The sequence below is a fragment of the Leptospira kirschneri serovar Cynopteri str. 3522 CT genome (assembly GCF_000243695.2).
Taxonomy (GTDB): Bacteria; Spirochaetota; Leptospiria; order Leptospirales; family Leptospiraceae; genus Leptospira; species Leptospira kirschneri.
Genome location: NZ_AHMN02000008.1, coordinates 210,001 through 222,012 on the forward strand (window position 1 = coordinate 210,001; position 12,012 = coordinate 222,012).

Annotated in this window: 10 protein-coding genes; 8 read left to right on the forward strand and 2 right to left on the reverse strand. The window is 36.8% G+C overall.

Annotated elements, in window-relative coordinates:
- Positions 1–99 precede the first annotated feature (99 nt).
- The 3 genes from LEP1GSC049_RS214935 to LEP1GSC049_RS214925 all read left to right on the forward strand — a co-directional run bounded on the left by LEP1GSC049_RS214935 (position 100) and on the right by LEP1GSC049_RS214925 (position 5,535).
- Complete coding sequence (locus LEP1GSC049_RS214935; protein ID WP_016560787.1) at positions 100–1,860, forward strand: acyl-CoA dehydrogenase family protein; 1,761 nt, start codon at positions 100–102, stop codon at positions 1,858–1,860.
- Between the two features lie 415 nt (positions 1,861–2,275).
- Positions 2,276–2,575 carry a hypothetical protein gene (locus LEP1GSC049_RS214930; protein ID WP_016560768.1) on the forward strand — a complete coding sequence of 100 codons (300 nt, stop codon included), beginning with the start codon at positions 2,276–2,278 and terminating at the stop codon, positions 2,573–2,575.
- A gap of 728 nt (positions 2,576–3,303) precedes the next feature.
- A complete protein-coding gene (locus LEP1GSC049_RS214925; RefSeq protein ID WP_004751344.1) occupies positions 3,304–5,535 on the forward strand; it encodes a TonB-dependent receptor in 2,232 nt (743 codons plus the stop codon).
- A gap of 228 nt (positions 5,536–5,763) precedes the next feature.
- Here the strand turns inward: LEP1GSC049_RS214925 and LEP1GSC049_RS214920 are convergent, their stop codons facing one another.
- On the reverse strand, positions 5,764–6,585 hold the full coding sequence (locus LEP1GSC049_RS214920; protein ID WP_004763500.1) for an oxidoreductase: 822 nt from the start codon (positions 6,583–6,585) through the stop codon (positions 5,764–5,766).
- An 18-nt stretch (positions 6,586–6,603) separates the two neighbouring features.
- On the opposite strand from LEP1GSC049_RS214920, the gene LEP1GSC049_RS214915 reads away from it, so the two are divergent.
- Positions 6,604–7,887: an adenylate/guanylate cyclase domain-containing protein gene (locus LEP1GSC049_RS214915; protein ID WP_004763457.1), complete on the forward strand. Its 1,284-nt coding sequence runs from the start codon at positions 6,604–6,606 to the stop codon at positions 7,885–7,887.
- A 396-nt stretch (positions 7,888–8,283) separates the two neighbouring features.
- Positions 8,284–9,351, forward strand: a complete 1,068-nt coding sequence (locus LEP1GSC049_RS214910) for a hypothetical protein (protein ID WP_016560785.1) — start codon at positions 8,284–8,286, stop codon at positions 9,349–9,351.
- Between the two features lie 16 nt (positions 9,352–9,367).
- Here the strand turns inward: LEP1GSC049_RS214910 and LEP1GSC049_RS214905 are convergent, their stop codons facing one another.
- Positions 9,368–10,261 (reverse strand): IS982 family transposase, encoded by an 894-nt coding sequence (locus LEP1GSC049_RS214905; RefSeq protein WP_004752658.1) that lies wholly within the window; start codon positions 10,259–10,261, stop codon positions 9,368–9,370.
- Between the two features lie 195 nt (positions 10,262–10,456).
- Here LEP1GSC049_RS214905 and LEP1GSC049_RS214900 point away from each other — a divergent pair, with 195 nt between their 5' ends.
- The 3 genes from LEP1GSC049_RS214900 to LEP1GSC049_RS214895 are packed head-to-tail and all read left to right on the forward strand — an operon-like array spanning position 10,457 to position 11,416.
- Entirely contained in the window at positions 10,457–10,582 is a 126-nt protein-coding gene (locus LEP1GSC049_RS214900) for an ankyrin repeat domain-containing protein (RefSeq protein ID WP_004751340.1), read from the forward strand.
- Between the two features lie 19 nt (positions 10,583–10,601).
- On the forward strand, positions 10,602–10,784 hold the full coding sequence (locus LEP1GSC049_RS2000000229270; RefSeq protein ID WP_420890167.1) for a hypothetical protein: 183 nt from the start codon (positions 10,602–10,604) through the stop codon (positions 10,782–10,784).
- Positions 10,785–10,792: 8 nt separating this feature from the next.
- Positions 10,793–11,416 (forward strand): ankyrin repeat domain-containing protein, encoded by a 624-nt coding sequence (locus tag LEP1GSC049_RS214895; RefSeq protein WP_025186048.1) that lies wholly within the window; start codon positions 10,793–10,795, stop codon positions 11,414–11,416.
- The last annotated feature ends 596 nt before the right edge of the window (positions 11,417–12,012 follow it).

A 12,012-nucleotide genomic window follows, 5' to 3' on the forward strand; every position in this document is an offset into this window, starting at 1 on the left:
AAATTAGAATTACGAATTGAACTCGTCTCAGAAGAATTTTAATCTTATAACCCATAGAAAAAATTCAGAAACGATAAAATATTCAAAAAGAGATTTAAAATGATCGAAAATAATTATTTTTTAGAAAACCAAGATTTACAGGAAAACTTTCAATTTATCATAGATTGGAAAGAGATCATAAACGGTTTTGAAGACGATTTTACAGATCATAAAATCTTTCAAAAAAACGGAGACGAATCCTTATCGATGGCTCCCGGTTCTTATGATGAAGCATTAGAATATTATAAATCTATTTTAGAGTCCGGCGGCGAAATAGCCGGTAGACAAATCGCGTCTATCGCAAAAGATATGGACGTAGAAGGTTTGAAATACTCTTCCGGAAAAGTTACTTTCCCAGAAGCCATGATCAAAGGGATAGAACAGGTAAAAAACTCAGGAATTCTTCCCTATAGTATAGGAAGGAAACACGGCGGACTCGGAGTTCCAGCAACCATTCAATGTATGATGTTGGAATTATTTTCAAGAGCCGATGGTTCTTTTGCGATCTCTCTCGGATGTCTCAACTTAGCAGAAACCATAGAACGTTTTGGTTCCAAGGAAATGATAGATGAATACGTTCCTAAAATGGCAAACGGAGAAATTTTTGGAGCCATGGCTTTGACAGAACCGAACTACGGATCGGATCTTCCGAATCTACAGACTAAAGCCATCAAAGATGAAAATGGAATCTGGAAACTCACCGGAACCAAACGTTTTATCACACATGGATGCGGATTTGCTAATATTCCTGCCGTAATTTTAACTCTCGCAAGAACCGGAACTCCTACGAGCGGAGCCCGTGGTCTTTCTTTTTTCTTAGTAAAAAGTTCTGACGTTTTTATTGCCGGAATCGAAAAAAAAATGGGACTTCACTGTTCTCCTACTTGTGAAGTGGTCTATGAAAACACTCCCGGAATCTTAATTGGTGAAGAAGGATATGGTTTAGTCCGTTATTCTATGGCAATGATGAATGGTGCTAGACTTTCGATCGCCGCACAGGCGATGGGAATTGCAACCGCCGCTTATATGGAAGCTAAAAAATATGCTTCCGAAAGAGAACAATTCGGAAAGACGATTCAAAATATTCCTGCGGTTCGTAAAATGTTATCTTTTATGGACAGAGAAATTGCTGGAATGAGAGCGATTTTACTGGAAGCTTCTCGTTCTATCGATCTCTATCACTGGAAATCAGAAAGGATGAAAGAACAAAAAATTGAAGAAAGAGTAATTAAAAAGGACGAAACAATCCGTAAATGGGAAAAACTAGCTAATCTCTTTACTCCATTATCAAAATATTATATTACAGAAATTGCAAATAAAATAGCTTACGACGCCCTTCAGATCCACGGAGGAGCTGGTTTTACTTACGACTACGACATTTCTAGAATTTACAGAGACGTTCGAATCACAAATATCTACGAAGGAACAACCCAACTTCAAGTTGTTGCGGCAATTGGAGGAATTGTATCTGGCATGTCTTCCAAAGGTCATTTACGTCAGTATTTTGAAGAAGAATTTTCTAAAATCGGCGGCGGTTCTACTTTGTTAAACGAAAACAAGGATTCTTTAGAAAAAATAGTAGAATCTTATTCTTCGATCGAAAACTCATCCTTGAGAGACGAAGTCGCTTTCGAAGTGGTTCAATCCACTGCGAGAGTTTTGATAGGTTTACTTTTGGAAAAAGGGGTTTCCAAACTCAACAACGAAACAAAGAAAAAAAGAGAAATTCTCTCCAGAGATTATAATCTCGAATCCAAAGCCATCCTACTTTCTAATCGGATTATAGTCGAGGACCGTCAAACACAACTAACGTTTGTATAACTTACTAAACTTAACTTGATAGAACTTTGATAAACTATTTCTCTATAAAAAATTCAGTTTGAATCTACTGAAAGGAAAACTTATAGTTTGAAACCTAAAGTAGTAATTCAAATCTACAAAAGTAGGCTCGTCTTATCTAAAAAAGATCGTGGTTTTCAAAATAGACCCGTTCTGAAATGGCCGGGATCATATTGAATCTTCCACAACTAAAATAGAAGACAGTTGTGTTCGCTTTATTTCCAGTCTAGATTTTAGTAGAACAGAATCGTTTGCAAATTCCGAATTTTTCGTTGCTTTAGATTATCACCCAGAGACTAAAATTCCCAAAAACCAGTTCTATGACGATCTTGACGAAGTTTCATTTAACTTTTCAAAATTAACTAGATTCAAATTTGATATCTTCGAATTTGAAAAAATGAGTTCGGATCAAGTAAATTTATTTTTTAATGGAACAAATTTGGGCATTCCGAAAAGACAATCTTTTCAAATAGCCAGCCTAAGTCCAAATTCACCGGTTAGAATCAAAATCAATTGGAAAAGCGATTTTTCCTTTTCTCGGGGAAAAAAAAGACAATTTTACGAACTAGATTATATCGTTGAATTTAAAGGTATATTTGAAACTTTTTTGAGAGAAAGTCCCAAAACAGAAACCTTTCTCAAATATATTCAAATATCGAAATGTAAAGAAATAGATCTTAGAAAAATCCTCAACTAATACGTGTTTGATGCCAAAAATTAGTTTTTTTAAGTATCAATTATTATAACTGCTTTAATGTTTTAGTTTCTAAAGACTAAAACGAAATTTTTTGAATTCATTTTTATTTCATAACCTACTTGATAACTATATAATAAAGTATTTAATATTTTACATAGAATCAGCGCGTTTTGTGATAAAATTAACGGTACTCAATTTTACAGAGATCAGTAAGATTAACTTTTACGAAATAATACTTTATTTCATATTTCTTAGGAAGCATAAAGTCTGCTTCAGACGTTTATAATACGCAATAACAAAATTAAGATCCCACTTCTAAGTGTCGCATAAATCCGTTTTTTTTATGTCGTTGTTTATTTTTACTATAATCATCATACTTTAGTAATCCAAATACTTTCTCAATTGAAGGACTGGTTAAAGATACATAAAAAAACTTGCATATATTACTACGTTTTACTAGTATGGCACACTGTATTCGGAGGAATACTGGTGCAAATCCAGTGCTGGCCCGCAACCGTAATGTTGAATTCTTTTAATCGTATTAGAATTCTCTAAGTCGGATACTCCTCTTTAAAAACACTCTCGTGGATGTGGTGTGTTTTCGTCTTCTATTCATTTCTTTTGAATCGTTTCATTAGAATATTTTGTTGAATGAATCAACTTGAGTGGTTGCGGTTTATATTGGGTCATCTTCCGGTTAACGTTCTTTTTTTAGAGGTTACCGTATTATGGAAAAAATCAAACCATTCATTGTTTTTAACTACTTAAAAAGCAATATCATTTTTTACTTATTTTTAAGCTTTTTATCTTTAATAGTTTTTCTTTCTCCAGTCCGAATTTTTTCTCAGGAACAATCCGAAAAAGAATCACCTGAAACTAAAGATTTAAAAACGGAAGAATCGACGAGAGATGATAAACGGTCCGAAGGTATATTCGTAAAGGGTTATACTGATAAAGGACTTACTGGAATGAAACAAAACGTACGTCTAAAAGACATTCCGGCGACCGTAAACATCATAGACAATAAAGAGCTAAAAGCCCGCGCTGCGGATCAATGGCTTTCTGCTATCTCTTATGTTCCCGGTATATTTGTAATTCAAAACTACGGAGGATTTAACACTCTTACGATTAGAGGATTAGATTCTCGTAATACTCTTTTACTTAAAGACGGCGCAAGAGACGACACTTTTCTCATTCAGAATAGTTCTCCTATGAGTAACCTAACAAACGTTGAAAGAATTGAAATCCTGAAAGGACCGAATTCAGTTTTATATGGACAAGGAGCTATGGCGGGTGTGATCCATATCATCACTAAAAAACCTCGAAAAAAAGCTGAGTATGAACTTTCATTTACAAAAGGAAGTTTTGATACTAAAAGAGCTTACATAGGCGCCACCGGGCCCATCGGAACCGAATCTTTAAGATACAGAATAGACGCGGCCACTTCCCAGTATCAAGGTTTTAGAAAAAATTCTTACAACTTAAATAACATATCCACTTCTTTTGAATGGGATATTTCCATGAAACACACTCTATCCATTCTTTCCGGAAAAACCTTCGATTTTACAAAACCAGACGCGGGTCTTCCAAAATCAAAAAATCCTAATATAGATTTGGTTTTGCCCGGAATACGTTTAAACAATAATTACAATACAAAGGAGGACTATCTTAAAAACGAAAGTGGTAATTTTAAAATTCAACTAGACAGTAAGTTTTCCAATAAACTTTCGATGAAATCTTTTATTTCCTATTTACCTCAGACTTATTATTATTTTTCAGCGGAAGATTTAACTATTTCTTCCACGGATGAAAATACGATCGAAAGAGATCACTTTCATTTTGAAACGAAAAGATCTCCCTTACAAGGTACGATTGAATTACAATGTATTTTTCAGACCGGGTTTAAACATAAACTTCTATCCGGTTATGAATATCACCGTATGGTGAGCAGACATAGACAGAGATATTTTCCAGTAGGCAGCACAAATGTAAACGTTCTATATCCCCAAATAGATTCGGTTCAATCCTTGCCAGTGAATTTTAGAGATAGAAAAATTTTATATCAACAAATGCATTCTTTGTATTTTCAAGACCTAATGGAACTTTCAAAAATTATAAAGTTCGTTTTAGGAGGAAGATATGATAGTTGGGTAAGAGAAAACGTAACAGAAAAACTATCCGATTGGAACGATCAATACGTTTCTAAACCAGAAGACAGAATCATCAATCGATTTGACGCCAAAGTGTTCACTTACAGATTAGGACTGGTCTATCAACCTCTTCAGTATTATACCGCTTACCTAGGTTATTCTACTGCGTTTATTCCTGTTACGTTCATCAATATAAAAGGCGATCAACTTAAACCAGAAATGGGGGAACAAATAGAACTAGGCCAAAGGATCGAATTTGTAAAAGGAAAGATTCAATTGACAAGTGCCCTTTTTGCCTCAAAAAAATATGACGTTGCAGTTAGAATCAATTCTAAACCCGCTTTGTATGATCAAGCGGGAGAACTTAGAACCAACGGTTACGAATTCGATATAGATCTTCGTTTAACCAAAAGATGGAGTCTAAAATCAGGATATGCGCATACAATTGCAGAATGGGAATCTTTTCGTTTTATAAACTCAAAAGGGAATGAAATCGATTACAAAGGAAATAGACCGATCAACGTTCCCAGAGACACCGCCAACCTTTGGACTACTTATACTTTTGCTTCCGGTCTTGGGTTTGGTTTAGGTGGACGTTATATAGATTCGATCGCCGGTGATAACGCAAATTCTTTTTCGCTTCCACCCTATGGACTATATGACGTGTCCCTATATTATAGATATAACCATTTTTATTTCCAGATCAATTGTAACAACATATCCAATAAGAAATATTTTATATCCTCCATCCCAAACCCAACTCCAGGCCCGCCTAGACAATTTCTATTTACCGCAAGTGCTAAATTTTAAAACAAAATCTAACATATTATATCCATTAATAAGTATAAAATAAGAATATTCTAATTTATATATACTTTCAATACTTCAAAATAAAATCTGGATTTTCAAAGTTCCTACATTTTAAAAAATGTGAATTCGATGTAAGAAAATCCCTATAAAAAAATCATTGGCGATCGTAGAACAACGATTTTACGAAAAAATTTTATTTTAAGATTGTTATTTTTAGATTTTATAAAACTAACCAAAGTCAGCGATTCGATCTGATTCCAAAATTCTAATCCCTTTGGGTTCTTTTTCTGCGATCTGGATCATTGCCTTTGCAACCGTTCTTCCATGAATCGATCTATATTTTCGAATTCCTCCCCAAAGAAAGGGATTTACAATCTTTGCAACAAGATGACCAACAACTTCGCCAGGACGCACCTCTTCTCTTTCTCCTTCGAGCAAGGAAGGTCTAAAAATTCCTAAAAAAGAAAAACCGATCTTTTCCAAATCCTTTTCCATTTCTCCTTTGACTCGATTGTAAAATACGAAAGATTTAGGATCAGCTCCTAAGGCGCTGACTATTAGAAAGGATCTAGCTCCTTTTTCTTTTGTAAGTTTTGCGAGTTTTAAAACGTATTCGTGATCTACTTTTCTAAAATTTTCCTGGCTTCCCGCTTTGGAAATTGTAGTTCCCAAACAGCAAAAAACGTCTGTGATTTCTTTGGGAAGAGAGGATGTAACTAATGATTCGTAGTCGGAAATAATTGCTTCGGCCCCCGTAGTATTTCCAGGTTTTCGAACAAGAGCATAAACTTTTTGGTAGTAAGAGGACTTGGATAATTCTTCCAAAAGATATTTTCCGATCAATCCGCTTGCACCCGCGACCAAAGCGATTTTTTGAGACATGTATCGATTTCTCCTAAAAAGATTGAGAAAAGAATGTTTCTCTTCTTTTTTTATGAAAGAATTTTTTTCAAAATCGATCCTTCTTTCCGGAAAGAATTGATTTCGAATCCGTAAATTTCTACCTTGAACTTTGTGAATCCTTTCCAATCGATCCAAAAAATGTTTCATACTCTAGACAGAAAATCTATGCCGGATTCCGTTTTAGATGTTCTCCAAAAAGAAGAAAGAAGCGGAATTATGATCACCAATTATTTTCGTTATCTGATTGCACTTTTCTTTTTGGTTCAAATAGCGGTCAACGTAGAAAATGGGAACAGTAAATTCAATTTCATCGCGTTTTCGATTTATCTTTTTTTAACTCTTTCGCATACGATCGTTATTCGAGTTTGCCCAATTTCCATCGTAAACGTTTTCAATTATTTTACTTTGTTTGCGGAATATATTCTGATTTTAGGAGTTTTACTTTTTTATACTTTTACGGTAAAGAACGTGGATTTAGGATTTGCTCTTAAAAATACGATCAATCTTTTCTTTCTTTTTCCGATTATCTATTCTCTTTTACAATTTAAGATTCGTTTCGTTTTTATTGGGCTCTTTCTTTTTTATGCGATTTATTTTTCGATTCTTTGGATCGCAATTTCCACCAATCAACTTACTTATACTAAGGACTGGGGATATTATATCAACGGGCCGGGGGTTTTGATCGAAGACATCGTTGCAGGTAAACCGGGTATGTATTTTTGTTTTGCTATGATGATTTCCATGGGAATCTTTCGAACCATTTCTATGGTAAGAAGGATTGGAATTGCGGAAGGTCAAAAAACGGAACTCTCTAGATATTTTTCCCCCAAGATCGTAAACGAAATGGTGGAAAATCCCGGAACCCTTCAAAATGGAAATCGCCAAATCGTGAGTATTCTTTTTTTAGATATTCGTAATTTTACCGCAATGTCAGAGAATATGGATCCTAAAGAACTGAGCGCCTTTTTATCAGAATTTCGTAAAATTATGATGGAATGTGTTTTTGAACATAACGGTACATTAGATAAATATATTGGAGACGCTGTAATGGCTACGTTCGGAACCCCTCATCCTTCTCCTTCCGCCGAAGTGGACGCAAGAAATGCGGTAGGTTGTGGAGTCATCATGCAAAAGAGGCTTTCCGAATGGAATCTACTGAGAAAATCGGAAGGTAAAACTTCTATCTCAATCGGTATCGGTATTCATACGGGGGAAGTTTTTGCTGGAAATATAGGCAACGATCTTCATAGAGAATATTCAGTAATTGGTGATGCAGTTAATACGGCTTCTAGAATCGAATCTATTTGTAAGGTTTTGAAAAAATCATTTTTGATTTCTAAAGAAACAATGGAGTTGTTAGGCGGTAAATACACGCTCAATCGAATGCCTAGAGTCAAAGTCAAAGGCAAACAAGAACCATTAGAACTTTATGAAGTTGTATGGGGATGAGTTGCGACCCATAGAGAGCAACTCATTGAGTTAATAAACAAATAAAATTAAAACTAACCAGAAATTTTAGTATAAACTAAAAATGCAGCCAAGTTGCGACCCCATAACCTTACACCCCTTAGGTGCATATGAATATTCTGGTGATTGCTTGTAATTTGGAAAATTTTCCCAATCAAAATATAATTTGGTTAGTGTACTGATCATTCATAGCGTATAATCATCTAAAAGTACAATGATCTTTAAGGAGGTTTGCATGCTCCAAATACTTATGAAATCGCGATTAATGCAGCCTACGGGTAAAGCGAGGAATGATGGTTAGAAAAGCTGTTCGTCAAGTTACTCTAAGGCTCGAATCTATCCTGGAAGGGCAATCAGGTTTCGTTGGATAATACAGGCATGAGGCATTGCTTAATTCGCAGCAGCAACTTTTTCCAGATTGAAGTCTCTGGCAAAAATCTGAAACTCATTTCAGGCGTAATTGGTACGGATGGAAATGCGGTATTCCAAACTTACTTCAGCGAAGCTAAGTGCATGGAAGTTGCCCAGAAGATAATTAAAGAAAAAGTCAACACAGGATATGTTGAGACATCGGAGCTTCTTGTAAAATCTCCGAAAGAAATAATTTTGGGATTTGCAGCCGAGCACAATGTGATTCTATCGGATGAGGATTCCTTTGGAAAAGTCGCCGCGGAGGCACTGGAGCAATTTGGGCCTCACCATTATCATTGCAACACCGACAAAATCCTGAAATTAAAAGGTTTTGTTGGAATGGAAAAATATTCTCAATTAGTATTCCGACTGATTTCACATGGGGTGGAAAGCATATTCAAGCGAAAAAGTATTCCGACTGACAACGATCGGGCCATATCTTCAGCCGCGGTTGTACTCGCTTTTCTACCACGTCCGAAAACCCATATTAGCGAATTGCTTCTCACATGGTATCTTAAAATCCGCGATCAAAGAAAGCGCCTTTGGGAAGCTAAGGGCAATATTGCTCTCGCTCTTGCGGCTCAAGACTACGCGGCAGCGGCGCCCGTTTTAGCTGAGAATTCCAATTTTAATCCAGAGAGTTCTGTGATATGGCATCGTAACTATTATGCCCTATGCATTTTGAGAAAAGATCCTTCTGATCCCATTGCGCATTTGGAAGCCGCCATCCAGTCCGGTATTAAATTCACGTGGGGGCACGCTTATCTGGCAGCCATTTTAGCTGATCTCGAGGCATTCTCAGCCCTGCCAGTTTTGCACCTATGTTGCAATGCTTGTAAAAGATCAGACATTAAAGACGCCTTGCTCGAATCCGTACGCAGACTTGAAACCCGGCACCCAAGCTCAAAAAAAGATGAAAGAATGGTGTGGTTACTTGGGACTGTGATAACTAAAGATATCCAGGCGGGTACCGGAACAGACAATGTTTTTTTCGGAAACTTCAGATCAGAGAGATATGCGGAGGATGAGTACTAATTAACGTGAGTTCGGCCTAAGGAGAAAGTAGAAGTTGTAAATTGTCTTTGGATTTCAAATTCAAAGAAGGTTTTTTTGGAAAAAATGAAAATGCGACTAACCCGCTTAATAGATTAACGGCCCAATTGAAAAAACTACGATGCCTAGTATGTTGAATCTGACAGATATTTTTAAGTTCATCATTAACGGATTCAATGATAGCTCTTTTCCTTAAAAGGATTTTATCAACTAAGGGCATTAATTTATTTTTCATATTCTTTTTAAGTTTTGTAATGAGTTGAATTCCCTTTTCATAAAGACTTTCAAACAGAGATTGACTGATGTAACCTCTATCTCCGAAAAGTTTACCGTAAATATTTTTAACAAGTGGAAAGATCACTTTCAAATTCCTGTCGTCCACATTTCCAGGAGTGACCATAAATGATAATAATTCACCTTGATCATTTATGATTAAATGCAATTTAAAGCCGTAAAACCAGCCTGTGCTTGATTTCCCTCGCTGCGCAATGTCTTTAAATACCTTATGAGAATGGATTCTTCTGTTGTCGCATACTTTGAGAATCGTGGAATCAATGAACGATATTCCGGAACACTTTTCTAAACAAGAATTTGACAGAAACGAAGCGATGACGGTTAACGCGTTAGGCATCAGCTCGACAAAACGATTGTAACTTACAGCTTTTGGAAATTCGGATTTCAGATTCTTTTTTATTTCTATCAAATAATAATTTTTAAATTCTCTATAATGAGAAAGATGGAAATAAACTACGATTGTTGCTACTTCACTCAGGCTGAGTTGAAATTTACGGTTCCTTTTTCGAACCACCGGACTCAATATTTTCCCGTTCCAGTTTATTTTTTGTTGTGTACAATAATCGTCTATTGCGCAAAATATCTCTGTCAGATCCATATTGTACCTTTTCTTGTCGGAAATTTGGTTCAATATGCGATCTGGCGCTTTTCAGTACAAGATTTTTACTCTTTTTTCCTTCTTACGCCGAACTCACGTTATTTAAGGTTTGAGGAGAATCGATGAAAGAAAATACTAAACTGTTCGAAGCAATTCGTGCACGTGATGTCGCGGCGCTAAAGACGTTGCTCGGCGATGGTTGTTGATCCACCGAGCCTCGAAGATGGAGGTAATAATAATACTGCACTTTCCTTGGCTGCCTATTTTAGGCAGCCTAAAATGATCGAATATCTGCTCAAGAAAGGAGCCAGGGTAAACTGATCGGACCAAGGATGGTAGCATAACGCTTCATGATGCGGTATGGCAGTACGAAAGAAAGTCAGTTGAAATCTTGCTGGCTGCAGGTGCAGATGTCAATGCGGCGGATGAAAGTGATTGGACACCGATCTGGCTCGCCTCAAAGTTTGAGCCTTTTATGGCATTAATTCAACACGGAGCTACTGTGAATAGCCGTATGAAGTAGGCAAGAGCTTGCTGAGAAAGACGGTCGAGATTACCGCGACGCTTAATCAAGCCGATGGCATAAAAATGTTAGATAAGTTGGTAGAGCTAGGGCTCAAAGTTGAAGATGAAAAACCCGATGAGCGCGGAAAGACGCTCCTAATGGCGGCAGTTGAGCTCTCCCTGGGAGCCTATCAAAACAAAAACCTGATCGCGCATTGGCTGCTCGGGAAGGGCGCAGATGTGTCGTCGGCCTATGAATATGGAATGACCGTCTTGCATTATGCGTGCCACCACGGCGATTTGGATATGATTCAAACCTGCTTGCTGCAGGGAGCGATCCAGATGTCAAAGTCACACGCAAAAGACAGAAAGAAAATCATCGATGCATTGAGAAAGGTCAGCAAAGAAGAAGTCAAATCCCCGATGAACCTGTGGGTTGATGGCAGCGGTGTTCGGCTCGAGGGCAGTAACAGGAAAGCTATCCTGGAGCACATGCTGGAAATCACGGTAGACCTCCATGTTAACGTGTTCTCGGATCCGGGGTATGATGATCCTGACCATAACCAACCCCACAAGTATTTGGATCTCAATATTAAATCTGTGGGAATTACGACAAATCCTCGAGTTTCCACCCCACAACGCGACCCTTAGGAAAGCGTTGTGCTTTAGTTTTCAACGCGATTCATAGAGAGCGTTGTACTTTAGTTTTCCCTATTTTTGGTGGCAACTCAATGAATTGCTTCCCATGGGTCGCAATTCATGTGGAGAAGTTCGGAAAATTTTTCTCTATCAGAAAAACATACTTTTTGCAAGTAAAAAACCTCATTCTTGTCGGAACACTTGAAAAATGTGAGTTTTGGAGCCTTCTGATTCTAAAATCCTATTTAACTTGTGGGTAAGGTTATGATAGGGAGCAACTCATTGAGTTAATAAACAAATAAAATTAAAACTAACCAGAAATTTTAGTATAAACTAAAAATGCAGCCAAGTTGCGGCTCAAGCGAAGCGGCAACTTACAAGCGTTAGATTGTAAATATGCTCTTGTTTTGTTTAATGATTTAAAGTCCAAAGTAAACATTCGCAATCCTCATCATATTGAAAAGCGTTCACAATTTCCTCTCCGTTATATACAATTTTGCCCACAGAAGACTCAATCCGGATCTCTGAATAACGATAGATAAGACTTCCGGAATAATTATCATTCCCACTCCAGCCTATGAAATAAGCATATTTAGGACTCAGTTCTA